Here is a 23,248-nt window from a genome sequence, read left to right as displayed (position 1 = left end):
TCAGCGGACGCGGCTCGGCTGGTCCGCCACGACGCCGGAGGTGCCGCGGAGGGGGATGTGCGCGAAGGCGTCGTCCCACTCCGCCGCCCTCCGGCGTCGTCGTGCGCGGACGACCATCCGGAGCAGGACGCCGGCGACCGCGCCGAGGAGGGCGCCGGAGGTGTTCATCACGACGTCCTCGACGGTCGCGAAGCGCGCCGAGAGGAAGAGCAGCTGGCCCGCCTCGATGAGCGAGCTCACGACGGCGCCGACGGCCACAGCGACCCACGCCCTCCGGAGCCGCAGGTTGAGGGCCAGGAGCAGCCCCAGGGGCACGAACAGGGCGATGTTGGCGGTCGACTCGATGAACGCGTAGTCGACCATCGGGAGGCCGTGCCGGGCGAACCAGGAGGTCACCCGGCCGAGATCCCCCCGCACTCCCGCATCGACGGGCGTCGGCCAGAAGGCGATCGCTGCGAGCGCGACCACGTAGGGCACGCCGATGGCGAGGGTGAGGCGGGTGAGCGACCGGGTCACGGTGCTCCTCTCGTCGGTCGTCGGGCGGAGGCGGCGACGACGGCGGAAGAACAGTCTCGCTCCCGGCTGCTGGGATCGGGCCGGGAGGCGCGGGGGAGTGGGCTGGAGGCACGGCCGTGCGCAGGACGCTCGGGACGCCGACAGGGGTGCTCGAGCCGGAGAGCGCAGGGCGGTGATCGGGCCGGCTCCGTCGACGACCCGGCTCCGATCCGGGCGAGCATCCGCCCGCGGGCGAGCCCCGCCACAGCAGAATTCCGAGAACGCCCCGGGAACGACGAAGCCCGGCCGGATCATCGATCCTGGCCGGGCTTCTCACCGGTCGGGGTAGCGGGATTCGAACCCACGACCTCCTCGTCCCGAACGAGGCGCGCTACCAAGCTGCGCCACACCCCGGTGTGCTCATCACGGAGAACCGCTCACGAGCCTCGACAATAGTAGCCGATTTCCGGACCGCCGTCGGACACCCCTCGTCAGGCCGCCGGAGTGAGCGTGACGAGGGTCACCTCGGGCCGGCAGGCGAAGCGCACCGGTGCGTAGATCGAGGTGCCGACTCCGGCGGACACGTTGAGGTACGAGCTGCGCAGTCCGTTGTCCCACGTCGTCGAGCCGGCGACCTTGTCGCGCGGGATGTCGCAGTTGGTGACGAGGGCGCCGAAGCCCGGGACGCAGACCTGCCCGCCGTGCGTGTGCCCGGCGAGGATCACCTCGGCGCCGCGGGCGACGAAGTCGTCGAGGATGCGCTGGTAGGGCGCGTGCGCCACGCCGATGCTGACCCCGGCCGGTCCGTCCTCCGCGCCGCGCAGCTCGTCCACGGCTCCGGCGACGAGGTCGATGCGGTCGAGGCCGATGTGCGGGTCGTCGACGCCGAAGAACTCGATGCGCGTCCCCTTCACCGTGATGCTCTCGGCACGGTTGTTGAGGTCCACCCAGGCGAGCCCGTCCGAGAAGAAGCCGGTCAGCCCGTCGGTGTCGAGATCGGCCTCGTGCTGCTTGGGGTTCTTGGAGGGGCCGACGAAGTAGCGGAGCGGGTTCTTGATCCGAGGGCCGAAGTAGTCGTTGGACCCGTTGACGAAGGCGCCGGGGATCCCGGCGAAGGGCTCCAGAGCCCGGCGGATGCCGAGCACGCCGTCGCGGTGGCCGAGGTTGTCGCCGGTGTCGACCACGACGTCGGGCGCCAGGGCGAGGAGCGAGCGGATCCACTCCTGCTTCTTCGTCTGCCACGGGGCCATGTGCAGGTCAGACACGTGCAGGACGCGGATCGGCTCGGAACCCGCGGGCAGCACCGGGAACGACGTGCGCCGGACGGTGAACAACGTCCGCTCGACGCCGATGCCCCAGGCCGCGGCGACGGCTCCGGCCGCGGCGACGGTCGCAAGGGCGGTGGTGAGGGGGCGACGGGTGCGTCCGGTCATGGGTCCTTCTCTCGCACGTCGGCCGCGAGCGCGGCCGCGTTCATTCTGCCGGACGCTCCCTCGGGAGCAGCCGGGGGTGCAGGGGCTCAGCCCGCGCGGGGCGGGGCGCCCGGTCCGGCGCTGATCTGCAGGGTGATCTCCGCGCCCCGGGAGACGCGCGACCCGGCGGGAGGGTTCGTCTGCGCGACCGTCCCTGCCGGGCGGTCGGAGGGGACCGGAGAAGTGTCGACGCGGACCGTGAAGCCGACGGAGCGCAGTCGTGCGGCCGCCGCAGAGGGGCTCTGGCCGGTGACCTGGGGCACGGCCTCCTGCGGAGCGTCGACGAGCGAGCGGACGGGAGCCGGGAACGCCGTCCCGCCGTACTTCGCGTCGGCGACGCGCATGATGCGCGGCCAGATCTGGTGGCGCACCTGCCCGGCGTTCACCCGGTTGAGACTGAATCCGCGCATGGAGGTGAAGCCGGTCACGTTGCCGACCCAGGTGGCGGTGGCGACCTCGGTGCTCGCGCCGACCATCCACGTGTGCAGCGCGTCGTCCGTGGTGCCGGTCTTACCGATGTGCGGCACCCCGGTGCGGGGGTTGGAGGGGGCGCCGGTGCCGCCCGTCACCACCTGCTGCAGGGCGTAGCCGGCGGTCGCGGCCACCTCCTCGGACATCCCCTGGCTGCACTCGGAGGCGGGCGGCGCGACGTCCGCGCCCGTGCGGTCGACGATCCGGTCGATCGCGATGGGCGTGCAGACGGTGCCCTTGTTCGCGAAGCCGGCGAAGGCCGTGGCCATCGTGAGCGGAGCGATCTCGTTGGTGCCGAGGATGGTCGGCGCGAGCTTCTGCAGCTCGGTCCCGTCGGCACGGTGCACGCCCATCGCCAGCGCCGTGTTGCGGATGCCGCAGAGGTCCAGCTGCTGGGCCATGGCGGCGAACGAGGTGTTGATCGAGCCGGTCGTCGCCTGCAGGGCCGTGGTCACTCCTCCGTTGCCGCCCTCGTCGTTCCCGGGGTTCCAGGACTCGCCGTAGTAGACGCCGTCGGGCTCGCAGCTGTCACGGAAGGTCGTGTAGGCGCGGCGGGTGCCGTCGACGCTCTCGCCGAGCGAGTGCCCCTCCTGCAGCCACTCCGCGAGGGTGAACACCTTGTAGGTCGAGCCGACCTGGAATCCCGAGGAGCCGCCGTACCCGAAGTCGGTGTTGTAGTTGACGCTCGTGTAGTTGGGGCCCGTCAGGTCCGGATCGTTGGAGTAGTCCTTGTTCTGGGTCATCGCGAGGATCCGGCCGGTGCCGACCTCGACCGAGACGCTCGCGCTGCCGATGTTCACGTTCGCCATCGACTTGGGCACCCAGTCGTCGGTGGCCGAGACGGCGGCCTGCTGCAGGTCGGAATCGAGTGTCGTGTAGATCCGGTAGCCGCCGCGCTTGAAGGTGGCGTCGCGCTCGTCCTGGCTCGCACCGAACGCGTCGTCGTTCTTGATGACCCAGGTGACGTAGTCGCAGAAGAAGGCCGCGACTCCGGCCGTCTGGCAGCCGGTGCTCGGCTCGGTGATGTCTGGCGTCACGGGCTCGGCGACGGCCGCCTGCGCCTGCTCGGACGTCACCTTCGACTCGAGGTCCATGCGGGTGACGATGTAGTCGCGCCGGTCCCGGGTCTGCGGGTAGCCCTCCGCGGCGGGGTTCGCCGGGTCGCCGGGCCGGTCGAAGCGGAACTTCTCGGGGTTGTTCACGATCGCGACGAGTGCGGCGGACTGCGCGAGCGAGAGGTCCTTCGCGCTCACTCCGAAGTAGTAGCGGGCGGCCGCCTCGACGCCGTAGACGGTGCCGCCGAACAGGGCGATGTTGAGGTAGCCCAGCAGGATGTCGTTCTTCGGATACTCCTTCTCGAGCCCGATGGCGAGCCGCATCTCGGCGACCTTGCGCTCCGGAGTGGTCTCCGTGGCCTCGCGGTAGGCCGCGTCGCGCTCGATCGGATCGCTGAGCGCCTCCGCCTTCTGCACGAGCACGTTCTTGACGTACTGCTGCGTGATGGAGGAGCCGCCCTGGACGTCCCCGCCCATGGCCGTCGTCGCAGCCGCGCGGACGGTGCCGAGCAGATCGATGCCGCCGTGCTCGTAGAAGCGGGGGTCCTCGGAGGCGACCACGGCGTCCTTCACGAACGGCGAGATCTCGTCCCAGCCCACCTCGACGCGGTTCTGGGCGTAGAAGGAGGCGAGCAGCACGTCGCCGCCGGAGGAGTCCTTCGCGTACACGTCGCTCTTCTCGGCGAGCGTGCCGATCTCGAGGTACTCGGGGAGGTTGTCGAACATCTCCACCGTGTTGCCGGCGGCCATCCCGCTCAGCGCGATCGCCGGCGTCACCGAGGCGGCCACCAGGACTCCCGCGACGACGCTCATGGCGACGATGCCGATCAGACCGCCGACGGCGCCCCCGATGGTCTTCACGACTCTGGTCCCGCCCTGCCCCGACATAGAATCAGCGTAGTCGCCGCGCTCGGACGAGCCGCGGCGCTCATCCCGCCGACGCGCGGCGCTCAGCAGTCGTCCCGCACCGGCCGCACCCGAGGAGAGCCATGTCCGTCCCGCGCTGGGAGTACATCACCACCCCGCTGATGATCCACAACACCACGGCGATCCTGAACACCTGGGGATCCGAGGGCTGGGAGCTGGTCCAGATCGTGACCGGTCCCGAGGGCGGCCTCGTCGCGTACCTCAAGCGCCCCGTCGCCGAGGCCGGCGCGTGATCGCCGAGCGTCTCGCGGAGCTCGGCGTCGAGCTGCCCGCCGTGGCGGTCCCCGCCGGCGCCTACGTCCCCGCCGTCGTGCACGGCGGCCTCGTCTACACGGCCGGGCAGATCCCCTTCGTCGACGGCGCTCTGCCGCTGGTCGGCAAGGTCGGCGCCGAGGTGTCGCCCGAGCAGGCGAAGGAGCTGGCCCGCACCTGCGCCCTCAACGCGCTCGCGGCCGTCGCCGACGCGATCGGATCGCTCGACCGGGTGACGCGGATCGTGAAGCTCACCGGCTTCGTCGCGTCCGCCTCCGGCTTCACCGGGCAGCCCGGCGTGATCAACGGCGCCTCGGAGCTGCTCGGCGACGTGTTCGGCGAGCCCGGCCGTCACGCGCGCTCGGCCGTCGGGGTGGCGGAGCTGCCCCTCGGCGCTCCCGTCGAGGTCGAGCTGATCGTCGCCTTCGACTGACGCACCGCCCCCTCCGGCCCACGCGGCGGGAGGGGGCGGCGCCCGGTCAGTCCGCGGCGATCGCGGAGGAGATCACCGCCATCACCTGCGTGTCCGCGAGCGTCGTCGTGTCGCCCACGGCACGTCCCTCCGCCACGTCGCGCAGCAGCCGGCGCATGATCTTCCCCGAGCGGGTCTTGGGCAGCTCCTGCACCACGAAGATCCGCTTCGGGCGGGCGATTGCGCCGATGTGCTCGGCGACGTGCGCCTTCAGGGTGGCCTCGAGCTCGTCGTGTCCGTGGGCCAGCGCCTCGGCCTGGCTCGCCTTCGCGATCACGAATGCGACCACGGCCTGGCCGGTGGTCTCGTCCGCGGCTCCCACGACGGCCGCCTCGGCGACGACCGGGTGCGAGACGAGGGCCGACTCGATCTCGGCCGTCGAGAGGCGGTGGCCGGAGACGTTCATCACGTCGTCCACGCGCCCCAGGAGCCAGAGGTCGCCGTCCTGGTCGCGACGCGCTCCGTCGCCCGCGAAGTAGCGGTCGCCGAACTTCGACCAGTAGGTATCGACGTAGCGCTCCGGGTCGCCCCAGATGCCGCGCAGCATCGCCGGCCAGGGCTCGGTGATCACGAGCAGTCCGCCCTCGTCGGCGCCGACCGGCGTCCCGGCGTCGTCGACCACGTCGATCGAGATCCCCGGCAGAGCGACCTGCGCGGACCCGGGCTTGAGAGTCGTCACCCCGGGCAGGGGGGACACCATCATCGCGCCGGTCTCGGTCTGCCACCAGGTGTCGACGATGGGGGTGCGGCCGCCGCCGATGACGTCGCGGTACCAGACCCACGCCTCCGGGTTGATCGGCTCGCCGACCGATCCGAGCAGGCGCAGGCTCGAGAGGTCGAAGCGCTGCGGGATCTGCCGGCCGAGCTTCATGAAGGAGCGGATCGCCGTGGGCGCCGCGTAGAGGATCGTCACGCCGTGCTTCTCGACGATCTCCCACCAGCGGCCGGGATGCGGGCTGTCGGGAGTGCCCTCGTACATCACCTGGGTGGCGCCGTTGGCGAGCGGGCCGTAGACGACGTAGCTGTGTCCGGTGATCCAGCCCACGTCCGCGGTCGACCAGTAGACGTCCGACTCGGGGTGCAGGTCGAAGACCGCGCGGTGCGTGAAGGCGACCTGGGTGAGGTACCCGCCGCTGGTGTGCAGGATGCCCTTGGGCTTCCCGGTCGTGCCGCTCGTGTAGAGGATGAAGAGGGGCTGCTCGGCGGGGAACGGCTTGGCGACGTGGTCGGCGTCGACCGCCACGATCTCCTCGTGCCACCAGAGGTCGCGCCCCTCGTGCCAGGCGACCTCGTTGCCTCCGCGGCGCACGACCAGGACGTGCTGGACGCTGGACTCGCCGCCGAGGGCGAGCGCGGCGTCGACCGCCGGCTTCAGGGGCGAGACGGCGCCCTTGCGCCAGCCGCCGTCGGCGGTGATGACGAGTGTCGCCTCCGCGTCGTCGATCCGCGCGCGGAGGCTCTCGGCGCTGAAGCCGCCGAAGACGACGGAGTGGACCGCCCCCAGCCGGGCGACGGCCAGCATCGCGATGACCGCCTCCGGGATCATGGGCAGGTAGATCGCGATGCGGTCGCCGGCGCGGACGCCGAGGCTCGTGAGCAGGTTCGCGGCGCGCTTCACCTCGGCGGTGAGCTCGGCGTAGGTGATCGAGCGGGAGTCGCCGGGCTCGCCCTCCCAGTGCAGGGCGACACGGTCGCCGTGGCCGGCCAGGACGTGGCGGTCGAGGCAGTTGTAGGCCACGTTCAGCTCGCCGTCGTCGAACCACTTCGCGAACGGGGGCTCGCTCCAGTCGAGCGTGCGCGTGAACGGCCGGTGCCAGTGCAGGAGCTCGCGGCTCCGGTCGGCCCAGAAGGCGAGGCGGTCGGCCGCGGCCTCGTCGTAGAGCGCGGCGGTCGCGACCGCTCCGGCGGCGAGATCGGCCGGCGGCGGGAACCGGCGGGTCTCGTGGAGGAGGTTGTCGATGGCGTTCCGGTCGGCGGCCGGGGCGTCGGGGGGAGTGGACATCTGCGATTCGCTCCTTCGCGAGTGAGACGTTCGCCGGCCCGCGCGGTCGGCGTCGCACCACCGTAGCGCCCGCCTCCAGCGCGGATCACCGAGCGCCACAAGCTGGGTGCGGGGCGGGTGTCGGATAAGAGTCCGCAGAGAACAGGATCCGGGCTTGGCGAATCGCGATCCGTCCCCTACAGTTGCATACGGCCGAATGAACTTCGGCCCAGCGGCGCAAGTGATTCCCCCCAATCCAGCGCCGCCGAGGCGGCACCTGTTCCCCCCAATGGGTGCCGCCCCCTTCTTCCCGCCGGATCCGGCGGAGGGACGCCCCCGCTCGAGCTCTGCTCGCGGGGGCGTTTCCGCGTTGCCGGGACGTCTCCTCGTCGACTGGGCTTCTCTGCGCCGTGGGGCCCCTCCTCGGAGCGGCTCCCTGCCGAGAGCCCCGGGCCGCCCCTGCGCGCGCGTCCGGCCCGGGTCGTTCCTCCACAGGCGCCGACGCGGGCGTCTCTCCTCCGATCGGGCAGGGAGCGCCCCGGCGCGCGGAACGGGCTCCTAGCGTGCCGGGATGACCCGCGACTTCGTCCCCCTCGTCCCCGCCGAGCACCGCCGCGACCCGCTGCCGGTGCGGCCCGCCGCCGCCGGTCTCGGGCTGCTCGCGCCGCACGCCGCGGACCCCGCGGTGACCGACCTCTTCGTGAACGGCGGCGCGGGCCTCTGGATAGACCGGGGCGGTGGTGCGGAGCGGGTGCCGGAGTGGACGCTCGACGCCGCCGGAGCACGGCGGCTGGCCGTCGCGCTGGTCGCGGCCGGTGGACGGCACGTCGACGAGGCGACCCCGTGCGTGGACGTCAGGCTCCGTCACGGGGTCCGCGTGCACGTCGTGCTGCCGCCGGTGGCGACCGGGGGAGCGCTCGTGTCGGTGCGGGTGCCGCGGTCGGACTCCTGGACGCTCGGGGAGCTGCAGGCGGCGGGGATGCTGGACGACGACGGGGTGCGGCTTCTGCGCCGGGCGGTCCGCGAGCGGTGGAACCTGCTGATCACGGGAGCCGGTGGATCAGGCAAGACCACCCTGCTCGGCGCCCTGCTCGGGTGCGCGGCGCCGACCGAGCGGATCGTCGCCATCGAGGACGTCGGCGAGCTCCGGCCTGCGCATCCGCACGTCGTCTCGCTCGAGGCGCGGCAGCCCAACCTCGAGGGCGCCGGTGCCGTGGGGCTGGACCGGCTCGTGCGGGAGGCGCTGCGGATGCGTCCGGACCGCCTGGTCCTCGGCGAGTGCCGCGGCGTCGAGCTGCGCGAGCTGCTGTCCGCGCTGAACACCGGGCACGACGGCGGTGCGGGGACCCTCCACGCGAACTCCCTCGAGGACGTGCCCGCGCGTCTCGAGGCGCTCGGGGTCCTCGCGGGACTCGGGCCCGAGGCGATCGCCCGCCAGACGGTCAGCGCGATCGACCTGGTGCTCCACCTCGAGCGCCGCGACGGGCGGCGGCGGCTGGCGGCATTCGGGACGTTCGCGCTCGACGCGGCCGGCCGCCTGAGGGTCGAGGACGGGTCGCTCCCGAGCGCCTCGAGGTCGAGCGCGTGACGGGCCGGGACGGGCTGGACGAGGTCGCGGCCGTCGTGCACCGACTGGCCGTCCTCCTCGCGGCGGGAGTGGCTCCCGCGTCGGCCCTCGGGCATCTCGCGGGGGCGGAGGGGGCGGACAGCGGGGACGCGCGGCGGCGGCGACTGCTCCGGGCGGTGTCGGAGGAGGCCGGCCGAGGGGGCGACGTGACGGAGGCGCTGCTGCGCGGGACGCCGGCTTCGCGGCGGAGCGGCTCGGAGCGGAAGCGGCCGCGACGGCGAGCGCCGGACACCGGTGAGGCGACCGCGTGGGCGGCGCTGGCCGCCGCGTGGCGGGTGGCCGCCGACTCCGGCGCGCCGGTCGCCGCCGCTCTCGGCGAGCTGGCGGAGTCCCTGCGCGAGCTGGCGCGCGCCCGCCGGGACATCGAGGTGGCTCTGGCCGGTCCCTCCGCCACCGGGAGGGTCGTGAGCGCGCTGCCGCTGGCGGCGCTGGGTCTGGGGGCGCTGCTGGGCTTCGACGTGGTCGGCGTGCTCCTCGGGACGGTGCCCGGTGCGGTCTGCCTGGTCGGGGGAGCCGGGTTGATGGCGGCCGCGCACGCGTGGACGCGGCGCCTCGTCCGAAGCGCGGCCCCGGCCGATCCGGCGCCCGGGCTCGCGCTCGACCTCCTCTCGGTGGCGCTGGCCGGTGGCGGCTCGATCGAGTCGTCGCGCGCCCGGGTCGTGGCGGCGCTCGCCGAGTGCGGGCTCGACTCGGGCGAGCGCGTGCTCTCCGACGCGGACCCGGTGCTCGCCCTCTCCGCGGCGGCTGGTGTGCCGGCCGGACGCCTGCTCCGGAGCGAGGCGGCTCTGGTCCGGGCGCGGGCGTCCTCCGGGGCGCGGGAGCGAGCCGCTCGGCTCGGCGTGACCCTGATGCTGCCGCTCGGAGTCTGCGTGCTGCCGGCGTTCCTGCTGCTCGGAGTGGCCCCGATGGTCGTCTCGGTCCTGCTCTCGACGTTCTCGGTGACGGCGTGATTCGGTCGACCGCTCCTCCACAGGGGCGGGATCGGGAGGCGTGTCCACGGATCGGCCGGAGGGCCGATCGGCGGGATCGGGAGTCCGCGATCCTCGGAGGAGGGGCACGGAGCGGGGCGGAACGGAGCAGGACACATGAGCAGTGACACGGCGATCAGCGGCGGGGAAGTCTCCCGGAGTCGAGGATTCGGTAGGAGGAGGGATGCGGGAAGTGGTGTGGCCGGAACGAGCCGGGGCTCGAGGAGCGGCGGAGATGCGGTGTCCGGCGGAGGAACGGGCATCGACGTCTCCGCGGGGCGCGTCGAGTGGTGCCGACCCGGGTGGGGAGGTCTCGGCGCTCTGGGCGACGAGGAGGGGTCGGCGACGGCGGAGTACGCGATCGCGACGATGGCCGCGGTCGGCTTCGCCGGGCTGCTCGTGGTCATCCTCAAGGGCGACGAGGTGCGGAGCATCCTGACCGACCTGGTGACCCGCGCGCTCACCGCGGCGGGATGAGAGGCCTTCCGCTGCTGCGCGGGCGGCTCGTCCAGGAGGAGGGCTCGGCCACTGCCGAGCTCGCGCTCGTGCTCCCGGCGGTGGTCGCGGTGCTGGCGCTGTGCCTGGGATCGGTGGCGGCCTCGGCGCAGTACGTCCGGCTCGTGGACGCGGCGGCCGACGCGGCCCGGTCCGCGGCCCGGGGCGACGACCCCCACGCGCCGCTCGCCCGGGTAGCGGGGGCGTCGCTCACGGCGGGGGAGCAGGACGGACTGGTCTGCGTCGACGTCGCGGCTCGGCTGCATCCGCTCCCGGCGGTGTCGCTCCCGGTCTCGGTCCGGTCCTGCGCGCTGGGCGGAGGCGGATGATCCGCCGGCTCCCCGGGGCTGTCCGCGACCAGGAGGAGGGATCGGCCGCGGTCGTGGCGATCGGAGTCGTCGCGGGCACGATCCTGGTGACGGCCGCCGTGCTCGCCGGCTGCGCAGGAGTCGTCGGGCACCAGCGAGCCGTCGCCGCCGCGGACGCCTCGTCCCTGGCAGCGGCCGACGTCGCCTCCGGCCTGCTGGCCGGGGATCCGTGCGGACGTGCCGCCGCCGTGGCCCGCGCGAACGGCGCCGAGCTCGTCCTCTGCGACGTCGACGGCGGCGTCGCGAGAACGGAGGCGGCCGTCGCCGCGGGTCCGCTCTCCCTCACGGCGCGGTCGAGGGCCGGACCGCCGCCCTGAGGGCGGAGGCAGCAGCGGGCGTCGTCCGGACCGAGGTTCGGACGACGCCGCGGGAGCGCGTCAGTCGGAGGAGAGTCGCTGGTACCGGTACGCGGCGGCGGTCGGCAGGGCGCCCGCGCCCTCGTCGTGCTCGAGGCCCCCGGCGAGGAGGTAGATGTAGCGGGAGCCCGCCCTCGCCCCGGGGATCTCGAGGCGTGCGGCGGGGGCCTGATCGTCGCCGTATCCCCGGCGGAGGGTCTTGCCCTCCAGCGGTCCGTCGAGGAGCTTGGCCGTGTAGGCGGAAGTCGTGGTGGTGTGCGTCGTTGCCATGCCTCATCATGCGCCGATCGGCGCCGCGCGTCACCCCCGCCGACGGCAGGCCGGGCAGGCGGCTCCGAGGCCGTGTCCAGCGTCCTCCCGAGGTCCCCGTGTCCTCGGGAGGGGGCAGGACGTCCGGGGTCAGTGTGTATGGTGTGCCTGTCGGGCGCCCCCGCCGATGGGGACGCGTCGCCGTTCCCCGCACCACGTCGCCGCGCACCGTCTCCCCGCAGCAGGGGACGTCGGACCACTGGTCGTCCGACCCGACAGCACCAATCGAGGAGAACTGTGTCCGGCACGAAGAAGCTGGTGATCGTCGAGTCGCCGGCGAAAGCCAAGACCATCGCCCAGTACCTGGGCGACGGCTACGAGGTGCTCGCCTCCGTCGGGCACATCCGCGACCTCATCGAGCCGAAGAACCTCCCCCCGGAGCTGAAGAAGGGCCCGCTGGGCAAGTTCTCCGTCGACGTCGACAACGGCTTCGAGCCCTACTACGTCGTGTCCGACCAGAAGAAGAAGACGGTCGCCGACCTCAAGCGCGCGCTGAAGAACGCCGACGAGCTCTACCTCGCCACTGATGAAGACCGCGAGGGCGAGGCCATCGCGTGGCACCTCCTCGAGGAGCTCAAGCCCAAGGTCCCCGTGCACCGCATGGTCTTCCACGAGATCACGAAGGACGCGATCCAGAAGGCGCGCGACAACACCCGGGACATCGACACCTCCCTGGTCGACGCCCAGGAGACCCGCCGCATCCTCGACCGCCTCTACGGCTACGAGATCTCGCCCGTGCTGTGGCGCAAGGTCGGCCCCGGGCTCTCGGCCGGTCGGGTGCAGTCGGCCGCGACCCGCCTGGTGGTCGACCGCGAGCGGGAGCGCCTGGCGTTCGTGTCGGCGAGCTACTGGGACCTCGCCACCGTGCTCGCACCCGAGTCGGACGCCGCGGCGGGCTTCGACGCCCGCCTGGCGCGGCTCGACGGCAAGCGGATCGGAAGCGGCCGCGACTTCGACGACCGCGGTCAGCTGAAGGGCGACGTCACCGTCCTCGACGAGTCCACCGCCGGTGCCCTCGCCGAGGCGCTGCGCGACCCCGCCACCACGGTCCGGGTCTCGAACCTCGAGTCCAAGCCGTACTCGCGCCGCCCCGCCGCCCCGTTCACCACGTCCACGCTCCAGCAGGAGGCGGCGCGCAAGCTCCGCTTCTCGGCGCGCCAGACGATGAGCGTCGCGCAGTCGCTCTACGAGAACGGCTTCATCACCTACATGAGGACCGATTCACCCGGGCTCTCGCAGCAGGCGCTGAACGCCGCACGCACTCAGGCCGCGTCCCTCTACGGAGCCGAGACCGTCCCGGACAAGCCCCGCCTGTACTCCGGCAAGAACAAGAACGCGCAGGAGGCGCACGAGGCCATCCGGCCCGCGGGCGAGACCTTCCGCACCCCGGACCAGCTCTCGGGCACCCTCCGCGGCAACGACCTCCGCCTCTACGAGCTCATCTGGAAGCGCACCGTCGCCTCGCAGATGGCCGACGCCAAGGGCTCGACCGCCACCGTGACGCTGCTCGCCGAGCCGGCCGGCGACGTCGCGAAGACCGCCGAGTTCACCGCCTCCGGAACCGTCATCACCTTCCGCGGATTCCTGCTCGCCTACGAGGAGGGGCGCGACGAGGAGCGTCACGGCGCCCGCGACGAGAAGGACGCCAAGCTGCCGGTGCTCGAGGTCGGCCAGAGCCTGGTCGTCGCCGAGGTCGAGGCCAAGGGCCACGAGACCTCGCCGCCCCCGCGCTACACGGAGGCGAGCCTGGTCAAGGCGCTCGAGGAGCTCGGCATCGGCCGGCCCTCGACCTACGCGTCGATCATCTCCACCATCGTCGACCGCGGCTACGTCACTCCGCGCGGCACCGCCCTCGTGCCCAACTGGATCGCCTTCTCGGTGGTCCGGCTGCTCGAGGACTTCTTCTCCGACCTGGTGGAGTACGACTTCACCGCCGAGATGGAGGGCGACCTCGACCGCATCGCCGGCGGCGAGGAGGACCGCGTCGCCTGGCTCAACCGCTTCTACTTCGGCGGAGGCACGCACCCCGGGCTCCGACACGTCGTGGACAACCTCGGCGAGATCGATGCGAAGAGCATCAACTCCGTCCGGATCACCGACGACATCACCCTGCGCATCGGCAAGTACGGCCCCTACCTCGAGGTGGCCCAGGAGGAGGGGCAGGAGACGCCGCGTCGCGTCAACCTGCCGCTCGAGCTGGCTCCCGACGAGCTCACGCCCGCCAAGGCGCAGGAGCTCGTCGACGCCCCGGTGCAGACCGACCGCGTGCTGGGAAGCAACCCCGACTCGGGCAAGACCGTCGTCGTCAAGGACGGGCGCTTCGGCCCCTACGTGACCGAGGTCGATCCGGAGCCGGAGACCGCGGCGGATCCCGCCACCGGGGAAGTCGTCGAGCGCGCGCCCGCGAAGCGCGGCGCGAAGAAGCCCGCTGTCGTGAAGCCGCGCACCTCCTCCCTCTTCAAGTCGATGGACGTCGCGTCGATCGACCTGGCGACGGCGCTGCGCCTGCTCGACCTGCCGCGCACGGTCGGCGACGACCCCGAGAGCGGCGAGCCGATCACGGCTCAGAACGGCCGGTACGGCCCGTACATCAAGAAGGGCACCGACAGCCGGTCGCTCACCAGCGAGGACCAGATCTTCGAGGTCGACCTGCCGACGGCGCTCGAGATCTTCGCCCAGCCGAAGTACGGGGCGCGACGCGCGTCGAGCGCGCTGAAGGAGTTCGAGGCGGACCCCGTCAGCGGCAAGCCGATCCGGATCCGCGACGGACGCTTCGGCGCCTACGTGACCGACGGCGAGACCAACGTCACGATCTCCAAGGGCCTCACGATCGAGGAGATCGACTTCGAGCAGGCGGTCCAGATGCTCGCCGACAAGCGCGCGAAGGGCCCGGCCAAGAAGGCTCCGGCCAAGCGCGCGCCGGCCAAGAAGCCCGCGGCGAAGACCACGGCGGCCAAGACGACGGCGGCCAAGACGACAGCGGCTAAGACGACGGCGGCTAAGACGACGGCGGCTAAGACGGCCGCGGCCGCCAAGAAGACGACCGCAGCGAAGAAGCCCGCCGCGCCCCGCGCCACCGCCGCGAGCCGCGCGGCCGCGGCGGCCGCCGCCGAGACGTCGGACGCGACCGAGTCGTGACCGGGCTGTTCGTCACCCTCGAGGGCGGGGACGGCGCGGGCAAGACCACGCAGGCCCGGCTGCTCGAGGAGTGGCTGGGCACGCGGGGCGAGACCGTCGTCCGCACCCGCGAGCCCGGAGGCACCGAGGTGGGCCTGCAGATCCGCGAGATCGTTCTGCACCACCGCGGCGAGATCGACCCGCGGGCCGAGGCCCTGCTCTACGCGGCGGACCGCGCCCAGCACATCGGGACGCTCGTGCGACCGGCGCTCGAGCGCGGCGAGGTCGTCGTGCAGGACCGCTACATCGACTCCTCCGTCGCCTACCAGGGAGCCGGACGGGTCCTCGACGCCGTCGAGGTCCGGCGGCTCTCGGAATGGGCCACCCGCGACCTGAGGCCCGACCTCACCGTCCTGCTCGACCTCGACCCCGCCGTCGCGCGGGGCCGGCTCGACGCGGCCCGCACCCGCTTCGACCGGCTGGAGGCCGAGAAGGCGGAGTTCCACGGGCGCGTGCGCGAGGCGTTCCTGGCGATCGCCGAGACGGACGCCGAGCGCTTCCTCGTCCTGGACGCCGCTCTCCCCGTCGAGGAGATCGCGGCCGCGGTGCGGGAACGGGTCGCCGTCCTCCTCGACGGCGCGTCGGCTGTCGGTGCTCGCGGTTAGCCTGGTGGCATGACCGTCTGGAGCCAGCTCGTCGGGCAGGAGCACGCCATCGGCGCCCTGCAGGACGCCTCGACGCCCCGGGACGACCGTGGCCGGGAGTCGTCGTCGATGACGCACTCCTGGCTCATCACCGGCCCTCCCGGGTCCGGCCGCTCGAACCTCGCCTACGCGTTCGCCTCCGCACTGCTCTGCCGCCGCGGCGGCTGCGGGGAGTGCCCCGACTGCCGCCAGGTCGCCGCCCGCTCCCATCCCGACCTCGCCGTGCTGACGACCGAGCGCGTGATCATCTCGATCGACGAGGTGCGGCGGCTGGTCAGCAGCTCGCAGTACTCGCCCTCGGTGTCGCGCTACCGCGTCATGGTCATCGAGGACGCCGACCGGATGAGCGAGCGCACGTCCAACGTGCTGCTGAAGGCGCTCGAAGAGCCGCCGGAGCGCACGGTCTGGATCCTGTGCGCCCCGAGCGAGGCCGATCTGCTCCCCACCATCCGCTCCCGCGTCCGCTCCGTGCGGCTCCGCGTGCCGAGCGTCGAGGACGTCGCCGGTCTCCTCGAGCGCCGCGACGGGGTCGACCCCGAGACCGCCGAGCGCGCCGCCCGCCAGGCTCAGAGCCACATCGGGATGGCGCACCGCCTGGCGACCGACGCGAACGCGCGCGAGCGGCGCGAGGAGACGCTCCGCATCGCCCTGCGCCTCCGCGGCGTCTCGGACGCGGTGCTCGGCGCTGCGCGGATGATCGAGGTCGCGACCGAGGACGCCAAGGCGATCACCCTCGAGCGCGACGAGGCCGAGCGGCAGCAGGCGCTGCGCTCGCTCGGCGTCGAGCCCGGGGGCACCGTGCCCGCGCAGCTCCGCTCGCAGCTGCGGGCGCTCGAGGAGGACCAGAAGCGACGCGCGACGCGGAGCCTCCGCGACGGCCTCGACCGGATCCTCGTCGACCTGCTCTCCCTCTACCGCGACGTGGTGCGCCTCCAGCTCGGGGCGCCCGGCGGCGTCATCAACGAGGAGGTCCGGACCGAGATGACCGCGCTCGCCGAAGCGACTCCGCCCGACCGCACGCTCGCGGTCCTCGACGCGATCGCGACCGCCCGGCAGCGGATCGACGCGAACGTCTCCCCGGTCCTCGCTCTCGAGGCGCTGCTCGTCGTCGCGGCGCGCCGCCCGGTGGCCGCGTGAGGCGGGGGCGCCGGTCGGCCGTCGTCGTCGCGCTCGCCGCGGCCGCGTCCCTCCTGACCGGCTGCTTCGCGCCCGGCCCGAGCGTCGACCGGACCTCCACCCCCTATCCGCAGACCGTCGACGACTCCCTGGAGCGCTACTACTCGCAGGTGCTGGTCTGGGACGACTGCGGCGACGGCGCTCTCTGCACCGACGCGACCGTCCCGCTCGACTGGGACGACCCCTCGGGGGAGACCGCGTCGATCGCTCTGGTGCGCCGACCCGCGACGAAGGGACCGGCGATCGGCTCCCTGCTCGTGAACCCGGGCGGACCGGGAGCGTCGGGCGTCGACTTCATCCGCGACAGCGCCGACTACGCGGTCGACTCCGCGCTCGCCGCCCGGTACGACGTCGTCGGCTTCGATCCGCGCGGAGTGGGCGCCTCCACCGCGGTCTCCTGCCTCGACGCCGCGGGCCTCGACTCCTACCTCTACGACATCACGCCCGGGGAGCGGGGCAGCGACGAGTGGATCCAGGCGCAGCGCACGTCCGCCGCTGCGTTCGCCGCCGCCTGCCAGGAGCGCAGCGGGCCGCTGCTGCCCGAGGTCGGCACCCCGAGCGCCGCCCGTGATCTCGACGTGCTGCGCGCGGCGCTCGGCGACGAGACGCTGCACTACCTCGGCTACTCCTACGGCACGTTCCTCGGAGCGACCTACGCCGGGCTGTTCCCGGACCGGGTCGGCCGCCTCGTCCTCGACGGCGCGATCGATCCGGCGGCCACCTCGTTCGACGTGGTGCGCGAGCAGGCGAAGGGGTTCGAGAGCGCACTGCGCGCCTACCTCGCCGACTGCCTCCGCTCGGACGACTGCCCGTTCACCGGCACCGTCGACGCGGGGATGGCCCAGCTGAAGCGCATGCTCGATGACGTGGACGCCTCGCCGATCCGGGCCGCCGACGGCCGTGAGCTCGGCGCGAGCACGCTGTTCACCGCGATCGTCTACCCGCTCTACGACGCCACGGCGTGGGGAGCGCTGAGCGAGATGCTGGCCGACGTCCGCCGGGGCGACCCCGCGGTCGCGTTCCAGTACGCGGACGCCTACAACGGGCGCGACGCGGACGGCCGGTACGCGGACAACACCACCGAGGCGTTCCTCGCGATCAACTGCGTCGACTACTCCTACGACGCCGACACCGCCTCGATGCGCGCCGACGAGGCCGCTCTCGAGCAGGCCGCGCCGACGATCGGCCGCTACATGGCCTACGGCGACATCCTCTGCAGCGAGTGGCCGGCGGCCTTTGAGGGCTCCCGCGAGCCGATCACCGCGGAGGGCTCGGCGCCCATCCTGGTCGTGGGCACCACGAACGATCCCGCGACGCCCTACGTGTGGGCGCAGGCGCTCGCGGGCGAGCTCTCCGCCGGTCACCTGGTCACCTACGACGGCGAGGGCCACACGGCCTACAACAAGTCGACGTCCTGCGTGAACGACGCGGTCGACGCGTACCTGCTCGAGGGGACCGTCCCGGAGGTGGATCCGCAGTGCTGAGCGAGCAGGAGCGGCCCCGCGAGCAGCAGCCCGGGCTCCGCGAGCGCAAGCGCCTGGCCACGCGGCGGGCGATCGAGATCGCCGTCCTCCGCCTGGCGAGCGAGCGCGGGCCGGAGCGGGTGACCATCGAGGACGTCTCGCGCGCCGCCGACGTCTCCACGCGCACCTTCTTCAACTACTTCGCCTCGAAGGAGGACGCGCTGGTCGGCGGGCTCCCGGTCATCGCCGACGAGACGGCGGCGGCGTTCGTCACGGGCCGGGGCGCCGTGCTCGAGGACCTGCAGCGGGTCTTCGTCGCCGCGATGGAGGAGCCGCTCGAGGAGGACCGGGAGCTGCACGTCCTCCGCCGCGCGCTCTTCCGCGAGCACCCGCATCTGGTCGGTCTGAAGATCGCGGGCATGCGCGAGTTCGAGCTCGCGGTCGAGGGGCTCGTCGCCGAGCGTCTCGGCCAGGAGGACGACGACGCGGAGCGGGTGCGCAGCCGGGCGCGGATGCTGACGCTCCTCGGGCTCGCCGCCGTCCGCCACGCCTGGGCGGCCTGGGTCGATCACGACGGCCGGGAGGCCCTGCCCGGACGCATCGCCCGCTCCTTCGAGGAGCTCCGCGGCGCGCTCGCCTGAGCCGAGCGCAGCGGTAGCCGCCGCCGTCGCGGGGCCTCTGCTCGACCGCGCCGTCCTGATTCACGCCCGGGGGCGCGAGCAGGCTATGCTGTGTAATCGTGTCCGGGGCTCAGGCCCCGCGTGCACGCCGCCTTAGCTCAGTCGGCAGAGCGTCTCACTCGTAATGAGAAGGTCGTGGGTTCGATTCCCACAGGCGGCTCCCTCTCCCGTCATCCTCGACGTCCGAGCCGGATCCGTGAGTTCCCGGCCGGATCCGCGGCGTCCAGGTCGCGTCGAACTCGCGTCGCTACCCTGTTGCGGATGACCGACACGCCTCCTCCCCGCCGTCGCCGCACTCTCGTGGTCGCCGCGGTGCTCGTGGCCGCCGTGCTCGGTGGCGGCGCCTTCGGCGTGGGGACGGCTCTCGGCAGCGCCGCGGAGCCAGGGGCGCTGCCCGTCGCCTCGACCCCGACCGCCACCGCGACTCCCACACCGACGCCGACGGCCACGGCGCGGCCCACCGCCGAAGCGGCGGCCGAAGCGCTCCGCACCTGCTCGGTGGCGGGGCTCGCCGCCGACCCGCGCCTGGGCTCGATGCAGGCGCGCGTGGTCGACGCCGCGACGGGCGAGGTCCTGTTCGACCGCGGGGGCGGGACCGCGTCCCGCACCGCCTCCGCCCTCAAGATCCTCACGGCCGCGTCGGCGCTCGCGGTCCTCGGCCCGGACACACGCATCGCCACCACCGTTGTCCGCGGGAGCGAGCCCGGAAGTGTCGTCCTCGTCGGCGGGGGAGACCTCACCCTGACCGGGCTCCCGACCGGCCGGGAGTCGACCTACGCCGGAGCGGCCCACCTCGACGACCTCGCGGCGCAGGTCGAGAGCGCCTGGGAGGCGGACCCCTCCACCGCCGGGACGCCGATCACGTCGCTGGTGCTCGACTCCTCCCTCTACTCGGGCGAGACCTGGCAGCCGAGCTGGAACCGCAAGGAGCAGGTCGACGGCTACATGCCCGAGATCACGGCGCTCCAGGTGGACGGCGATCGCGAGGACCCCACGGCCTCGACCTCCGAGCGCGGCACGGATCCGGTCGGCCGGGCCGGAGGGGCGTTCGCCGATGAGCTGGACGGCTCGCCCGTGGTCTCCACCGGGACGGCTCCCGCGGGCGCGGCGGTTCTCGGCACGGTGGAGTCGGCCCCGGTCGGCACGCTCGTGCAGCAGATGCTGCTCGTCTCCGACAATGCGATCGCCGAGATGCTCGCGCGACTCGTCGCGATCCGCACCGGCGCGGGCAGCGACTTCGCTGCCGAGCAGGCCGGTGTGCTGCAGGGGCTCGCCGGTTACGGCGTCGACACGTCCGGGATCGCGATCGTCGACGGCTCCGGTCTGAGCGACGACAACGCGGTCGCGCCGGCGTACTTCACCGAGCTGCTCCGGAAGGTGCAGGCCCGCGAGGGGCAGCTGGGGATCCTCCTGGACGGCCTGCCGGTGTCGGGCCGGACGGGCTCGCTCTCCTACTCCGACCGCTTCGCCGGCGACAACGCCGCGGCCGACGGCGCGGTGCGAGCGAAGACGGGCTGGATCGACACCGGCTACACCCTGGCCGGCGTGGTCACCGCGGCGGACGGCACCGAGCTGACCTTCGCGGTCTACGCTCTCGGCGACGTCTCCGACTCGGCGAAGACCGCGATCGACACCCTCGTGACGGGCGTCTACCGCTGCGGATCCTCGCTCTCCGACTCCTGACCCGGACGGGTCGGCCGCCCGCTCCTCCTCTCCACCTCCTCCCGGAAGGCCCACGATGACCACCGCACTCCTGATCGTCGACGTGCAGAACGACTTCACCGAGGGCGGCGCGCTCGCCGTCACAGGCGGCGCGGCCGTCGCCCAGGGCATCACCGCGCATCTGGCGGCGCACGCCGGCCGGTACTCCGCGGTGCTGGCCTCCCGCGACTGGCACGAGGGCGACTCCGACAACGGCGGCCATTTCGCGGTGGAGCCGGACTTCGTCGACAGCTGGCCCGTCCACTGCGTCGCCGGCACGGACGGCGCGCGGTTCCACCCGGCCCTGGACACCGCTCTGATCGACGTGCAGATCCTCAAGGGGCAGGGCCGCCCCTCCTACTCGGCCTTCGAGGGCACGACGGAGGCGGGCGAGGAGCTCGGCGCCGTGCTCGCGGAGCAGGGCGTCACTGCGCTCGACGTCGTGGGACTCGCGACCGACCACTGCGTGCGCGCCTCGGCGCTCGACGCGCGACGGGCGGGGCTCGAGGTCCGCGTGCTCCAGGACCTGGTCGCAGGCGTCTCCGAGGAGGCGAGTGCCGCGGCGCTGCGCGAGCTGACGGAGGCGGGAGTCCGCGTCGAGCGGTCCGTCTGAGCGCTCGTCCCTCCACAGGGCTCAGGGAGGCGCAGGTCCTCGCGGCTCCCGGCGACCACGCCCCCGGAGCGATCGCCCGTCCTACACTGGGAGGACGAGAAGCTCCTCCCGGCGCGGTCTGCGCGCTCCGATCCGAAGAAGTGGTTCCCTCCTGTGACTGATTCCGTCGCGTCCCGCGCCGCCGAGACCGCTCTGCTCGCCCGCATCCCCACGCAGCTGCTGATCGGCGGTGAGTGGGTGGACGCCTCCGGCGGCGGCTCGATCGACGTCGAGGACCCGGCCACCGGAGCGGTCCTGGTCTCGATCGCCGACGCGACTCCGGAGGACGGGGTCCGGGCGCTCGACGCCGCCGTCGCCGCCGGTCCGTCGTGGGCCGCGACGGCGCCGCGGAAGCGGGGCGAGATCCTCCGGCGGGCGTTCGACCTCCTGCAGGAGCGCACCGAGGAGTTCGCGCTCCTGATGGCGCTCGAGATGGGCAAGCCGGTCGCGGAGGCGAGGGGCGAGGTCGTGTACGGCGGCGAGTTCCTCCGCTGGTTCAGCGAGGAGGCGGTGCGCATCAGCGGACGCTACGGCGTCTCGCCCGAGGGCAGTGGCCGGATGATCGTCTCGCAGCACCCGGTGGGCCCCTGCTACCTGATCACCCCCTGGAACTTCCCGCTCGCGATGGCGACGCGGAAGATCGCTCCGGCGCTGGCGGCGGGCTGCACCGTCGTCGTGAAGCCGGCCGAGCTCACTCCGCTCACCACGCTCGCCTTCGCGGCGCTGCTCGCCGAGGCGGGGCTCCCCGACGGCGTGCTCAACGTGGTCACCACGTCCTCGGCGGGAGCCGTGTCGGCTCCGATCCTGTCGGATCCCCGCCTGCGGAAGGTGTCCTTCACCGGCTCCACTCCCGTCGGGCGCACGCTGCTGCAGCAGGCCTCCGAGAACGTGCTGCGGACCTCGATGGAGCTGGGCGGCAACGCGCCCTTCGTCGTGTTCGAGGACGCCGACCTCGACCGGGCGGTCGAGGGCGCGATGCTCGCGAAGTTCCGCAACATCGGCCAGGCCTGCACGGCCGCCAACCGCTGCTTCGTGCACGAGTCGATCGCCGAGGAGTTCGCCGCGCGGATCGTGGAGCGCGTGCGCGCTCTGCGCGTCGGCCGCGGCACCGAGGACGGAGTGACCATCGGCCCGCTGATCGACGAGCGCGCGGTCGAGAAGGCGTCCGCGCTGGTGGAGGACGCAACCTCCCGCGGCGCGCGCCTGCTCACCGGCGGCGATCGGATCGAGGGGGCCGGCCACTTCTACCGGCCGACCGTGCTCGCGGGGGTCGACCGGGAGAGCGAGATCCTGCGCACCGAGATCTTCGGCCCGGTCCTCGCGATCGTGCCGTTCACCGACGAGGACGACGCCGTCGCGCTCGCCAACGACACCGAGTACGGACTGGTGTCCTACGTCTTCACGCGCGATCTCGCCCGCGGTCAGCGGATGATCGAGCGGCTCGCCACCGGGATGATGGGCCTCAACGTCGGCGTGGTGTCGAACGCGGCGGCGCCCTTCGGCGGGGTGAAGCAGTCGGGCCTCGGCCGCGAGGGCGGACTCGAGGGGATCCACGAGTACCTCAGCACCAAGTACACGCTCACCCCCGACCCCTTCGCCTGATCCGGTGGAGCGGATCGAGGTCACCGCGCTCGACGACCCGCGGCTGCGCGACTACGCGCACGCGACCGATGTCGCGCTGAAGAACGCCCGCGGCCCGCACGGCCTGTACATCGCGGAGTCGGCGCTCGTGCTCGAGCGCGCGATCGCCGCCGGGCACCGGCCGCGCTCGGTGCTCGCCCTCGGCGGTTCGGCCGGCGAGGCCGAGCGCCTGGTCGGCCGCTTCGACGTGCCCGTCTTCACGGGCCCGGGTGAGCTCCTGGCCGAGCTCACCGGGTACACCCTGCACCGCGGCCTGATCGCGGCGATGGACCGGCCCGTGCTGCCCGACCCGGCCGGCCTGCTCGCGGGAGCGCGCCGCGTCGTCGTGCTCGAGGACGTGGTCGACCCGACGAACGTCGGCGCGATCTTCCGCTCCGTCGGGGCCATCGGAGCCGATGCCGTGCTGGTGACGCCGCGCTGCTCCGATCCGTACTACCGCCGCGCCATCCGCGTGAGCATGGGAACGGTCCTCCAGGTGCCCTGGACGCGCGTCGGCGACTGGCCGTCGACGCAGCGGCTCCTGCACGGAGCGGGCTTCACGATCGCGGCGATGGCTCTGACCCCGGAGGCGGTGCCCCTGCGGGACTTCGCCGCCCGCGCTCCGGAGCGCGTCGCCCTCGTGCTCGGCACCGAGGGGCAGGGTCTCACCGCCGAAGCGCTCGCCGCCGCCGATGTCGCCGTCCAGATCCCGATGCGGCACGGGATCGACTCGCTCAACGTCGCTGCGGCGTCGGCGGTCGCGATGTGGGCGCTCGCCGAGCCCTCCTGAGAGGCGCGTCTGTGCCCCGTTGGGGGTGCCACTGAGACGTGAGAGCGCGCCCAGCGCTCGCCGGAAGCACCGACTGCGCTACCGTGGCCGCACTCCT

General features: G+C 73.2%; 21 protein-coding genes and 2 tRNA genes. 17 read left to right on the top strand and 6 right to left on the bottom strand.

The window, feature by feature from the left end; all coding sequences use genetic code 11:
- The 4 genes from C5D66_RS17465 to C5D66_RS09125 form a co-directional block, all read right to left on the bottom strand.
- Complete coding sequence (locus C5D66_RS17465) at positions 1-516, bottom strand: VanZ family protein (protein ID WP_258061301.1); 516 nt, start codon at positions 514-516, stop codon at positions 1-3.
- 319 nt (positions 517-835) lie between these two features.
- Positions 836-909, bottom strand: a tRNA-Pro gene (locus tag C5D66_RS09135).
- A gap of 77 nt (positions 910-986) precedes the next feature.
- The gene (locus tag C5D66_RS09130; RefSeq protein WP_104256508.1) at positions 987-1,928 is read right to left on the bottom strand and encodes a metallophosphoesterase; all 942 of its coding nucleotides are present in this window, start codon (positions 1,926-1,928) and stop codon (positions 987-989) included.
- Between the two features lie 86 nt (positions 1,929-2,014).
- Positions 2,015-4,381, bottom strand: a complete 2,367-nt coding sequence (locus C5D66_RS09125) for a transglycosylase domain-containing protein (RefSeq protein WP_104256509.1) — start codon at positions 4,379-4,381, stop codon at positions 2,015-2,017.
- Between the two features lie 101 nt (positions 4,382-4,482).
- Between C5D66_RS09125 and C5D66_RS17155 the strand changes: the two genes are divergently transcribed.
- Both C5D66_RS17155 and C5D66_RS09120 read left to right on the top strand, forming a co-directional pair.
- On the top strand, positions 4,483-4,653 hold the full coding sequence (locus C5D66_RS17155; protein ID WP_164861113.1) for a hypothetical protein: 171 nt from the start codon (positions 4,483-4,485) through the stop codon (positions 4,651-4,653).
- Positions 4,650-5,105, top strand: coding sequence for a RidA family protein (locus C5D66_RS09120; protein WP_208543361.1), 456 nt, complete (start codon positions 4,650-4,652; stop codon positions 5,103-5,105). The genes C5D66_RS17155 and C5D66_RS09120 overlap by 4 nt, the downstream gene beginning before the upstream one ends.
- Positions 5,106-5,151: 46 nt before the next feature.
- On the opposite strand, the gene acs is transcribed toward C5D66_RS09120, so the two are convergent.
- A complete protein-coding gene (gene acs, locus C5D66_RS09115; RefSeq protein ID WP_104256510.1) occupies positions 5,152-7,146 on the bottom strand; it encodes an acetate--CoA ligase in 1,995 nt (664 codons plus the stop codon).
- 550 nt (positions 7,147-7,696) lie between these two features.
- Here acs and C5D66_RS09110 point away from each other — a divergent pair.
- From C5D66_RS09110 to C5D66_RS09090, 5 genes are all read left to right on the top strand, one after another.
- Positions 7,697-8,713 carry a TadA family conjugal transfer-associated ATPase gene (locus C5D66_RS09110; RefSeq protein ID WP_104326890.1) on the top strand — a complete coding sequence of 339 codons (1,017 nt, stop codon included), beginning with the start codon at positions 7,697-7,699 and terminating at the stop codon, positions 8,711-8,713.
- Entirely contained in the window at positions 8,710-9,702 is a 993-nt protein-coding gene (locus C5D66_RS09105) for a type II secretion system F family protein (protein ID WP_104255843.1), read from the top strand. Before C5D66_RS09110 ends, C5D66_RS09105 begins: the two co-directional genes overlap by 4 nt.
- 258 nt (positions 9,703-9,960) lie before the next feature.
- Positions 9,961-10,197 (top strand): DUF4244 domain-containing protein, encoded by a 237-nt coding sequence (locus C5D66_RS09100; protein WP_258059887.1) that lies wholly within the window; start codon positions 9,961-9,963, stop codon positions 10,195-10,197.
- Positions 10,194-10,544 carry a TadE family type IV pilus minor pilin gene (locus C5D66_RS09095; RefSeq protein WP_104255841.1) on the top strand — a complete coding sequence of 117 codons (351 nt, stop codon included), beginning with the start codon at positions 10,194-10,196 and terminating at the stop codon, positions 10,542-10,544. Before C5D66_RS09100 ends, C5D66_RS09095 begins: the two co-directional genes overlap by 4 nt.
- A complete protein-coding gene (locus C5D66_RS09090; RefSeq protein ID WP_104255840.1) occupies positions 10,541-10,900 on the top strand; it encodes an Rv3654c family TadE-like protein in 360 nt (119 codons plus the stop codon). The genes C5D66_RS09095 and C5D66_RS09090 overlap by 4 nt, the downstream gene beginning before the upstream one ends.
- A gap of 60 nt (positions 10,901-10,960) precedes the next feature.
- Here C5D66_RS09090 and C5D66_RS09085 read toward each other — a convergent pair whose 3' ends face one another.
- Complete coding sequence (locus tag C5D66_RS09085; RefSeq protein WP_104222197.1) at positions 10,961-11,209, bottom strand: hypothetical protein; 249 nt, start codon at positions 11,207-11,209, stop codon at positions 10,961-10,963.
- A 276-nt stretch (positions 11,210-11,485) separates the two neighbouring features.
- On the opposite strand from C5D66_RS09085, the gene topA reads away from it, so the two are divergent.
- The 10 genes from topA to C5D66_RS09035 all read left to right on the top strand — a co-directional run bounded on the left by topA (position 11,486) and on the right by C5D66_RS09035 (position 23,151).
- On the top strand, positions 11,486-14,386 hold the full coding sequence (gene topA / locus C5D66_RS09080; protein ID WP_104255839.1) for a type I DNA topoisomerase: 2,901 nt from the start codon (positions 11,486-11,488) through the stop codon (positions 14,384-14,386).
- Positions 14,383-15,030 (top strand): dTMP kinase, encoded by a 648-nt coding sequence (gene tmk / locus C5D66_RS09075; RefSeq protein WP_104255838.1) that lies wholly within the window; start codon positions 14,383-14,385, stop codon positions 15,028-15,030. Before topA ends, tmk begins: the two co-directional genes overlap by 4 nt.
- 9 nt (positions 15,031-15,039) lie before the next feature.
- Positions 15,040-16,206 carry a DNA polymerase III subunit delta' gene (locus tag C5D66_RS09070; RefSeq protein ID WP_104255837.1) on the top strand — a complete coding sequence of 389 codons (1,167 nt, stop codon included), beginning with the start codon at positions 15,040-15,042 and terminating at the stop codon, positions 16,204-16,206.
- Positions 16,203-17,729, top strand: coding sequence for an alpha/beta hydrolase (locus C5D66_RS09065; protein ID WP_104255836.1), 1,527 nt, complete (start codon positions 16,203-16,205; stop codon positions 17,727-17,729). Before C5D66_RS09070 ends, C5D66_RS09065 begins: the two co-directional genes overlap by 4 nt.
- A complete protein-coding gene (locus C5D66_RS17150) occupies positions 17,723-18,349 on the top strand; it encodes a TetR/AcrR family transcriptional regulator (protein ID WP_181028766.1) in 627 nt (208 codons plus the stop codon). Before C5D66_RS09065 ends, C5D66_RS17150 begins: the two co-directional genes overlap by 7 nt.
- 126 nt (positions 18,350-18,475) lie before the next feature.
- A tRNA-Thr gene (locus C5D66_RS09055) sits at positions 18,476-18,548 on the top strand.
- Between the two features lie 101 nt (positions 18,549-18,649).
- On the top strand, positions 18,650-20,071 hold the full coding sequence (gene dacB / locus C5D66_RS09050) for a D-alanyl-D-alanine carboxypeptidase/D-alanyl-D-alanine-endopeptidase (RefSeq protein WP_104255835.1): 1,422 nt from the start codon (positions 18,650-18,652) through the stop codon (positions 20,069-20,071).
- Between the two features lie 55 nt (positions 20,072-20,126).
- Positions 20,127-20,702 (top strand): isochorismatase family protein, encoded by a 576-nt coding sequence (locus C5D66_RS09045; protein WP_104255834.1) that lies wholly within the window; start codon positions 20,127-20,129, stop codon positions 20,700-20,702.
- A gap of 153 nt (positions 20,703-20,855) precedes the next feature.
- Positions 20,856-22,343, top strand: coding sequence for an NAD-dependent succinate-semialdehyde dehydrogenase (locus tag C5D66_RS09040; protein WP_104255833.1), 1,488 nt, complete (start codon positions 20,856-20,858; stop codon positions 22,341-22,343).
- A 4-nt stretch (positions 22,344-22,347) separates the two neighbouring features.
- On the top strand, positions 22,348-23,151 hold the full coding sequence (locus tag C5D66_RS09035) for an RNA methyltransferase (RefSeq protein ID WP_104250606.1): 804 nt from the start codon (positions 22,348-22,350) through the stop codon (positions 23,149-23,151).
- Positions 23,152-23,248: the final 97 nt, after the last annotated feature.

The organism is Rathayibacter sp. AY1B4 (assembly GCF_002932815.1).
GTDB lineage: Bacteria > Actinomycetota > Actinomycetes > Actinomycetales > Microbacteriaceae > Rathayibacter.
Note: the sequence above shows the minus strand (reverse complement) of the source record. Positions and strands in the feature narration are given on the sequence as shown.

Coding starts and splice junctions, on each gene's coding strand:
- C5D66_RS09130 (WP_104256508.1), bottom strand. CDS start 1,928: ATGACCGGACGCACCCGTCGCCCCCTCACCACCGCCCTTGCGACCGTC.
- C5D66_RS09125 (WP_104256509.1), bottom strand. CDS start 4,381: ATGTCGGGGCAGGGCGGGACCAGAGTCGTGAAGACCATCGGGGGCGCC.
- C5D66_RS17155 (WP_164861113.1), top strand. CDS start 4,483: ATGTCCGTCCCGCGCTGGGAGTACATCACCACCCCGCTGATGATCCAC.
- acs (WP_104256510.1), bottom strand. CDS start 7,146: ATGTCCACTCCCCCCGACGCCCCGGCCGCCGACCGGAACGCCATCGAC.
- C5D66_RS09110 (WP_104326890.1), top strand. CDS start 7,697: ATGACCCGCGACTTCGTCCCCCTCGTCCCCGCCGAGCACCGCCGCGAC.
- C5D66_RS09095 (WP_104255841.1), top strand. CDS start 10,194: ATGAGAGGCCTTCCGCTGCTGCGCGGGCGGCTCGTCCAGGAGGAGGGC.
- C5D66_RS09090 (WP_104255840.1), top strand. CDS start 10,541: ATGATCCGCCGGCTCCCCGGGGCTGTCCGCGACCAGGAGGAGGGATCG.
- C5D66_RS09085 (WP_104222197.1), bottom strand. CDS start 11,209: ATGGCAACGACGCACACCACCACGACTTCCGCCTACACGGCCAAGCTC.
- C5D66_RS09070 (WP_104255837.1), top strand. CDS start 15,040: ATGACCGTCTGGAGCCAGCTCGTCGGGCAGGAGCACGCCATCGGCGCC.
- dacB (WP_104255835.1), top strand. CDS start 18,650: ATGACCGACACGCCTCCTCCCCGCCGTCGCCGCACTCTCGTGGTCGCC.
- C5D66_RS09045 (WP_104255834.1), top strand. CDS start 20,127: ATGACCACCGCACTCCTGATCGTCGACGTGCAGAACGACTTCACCGAG.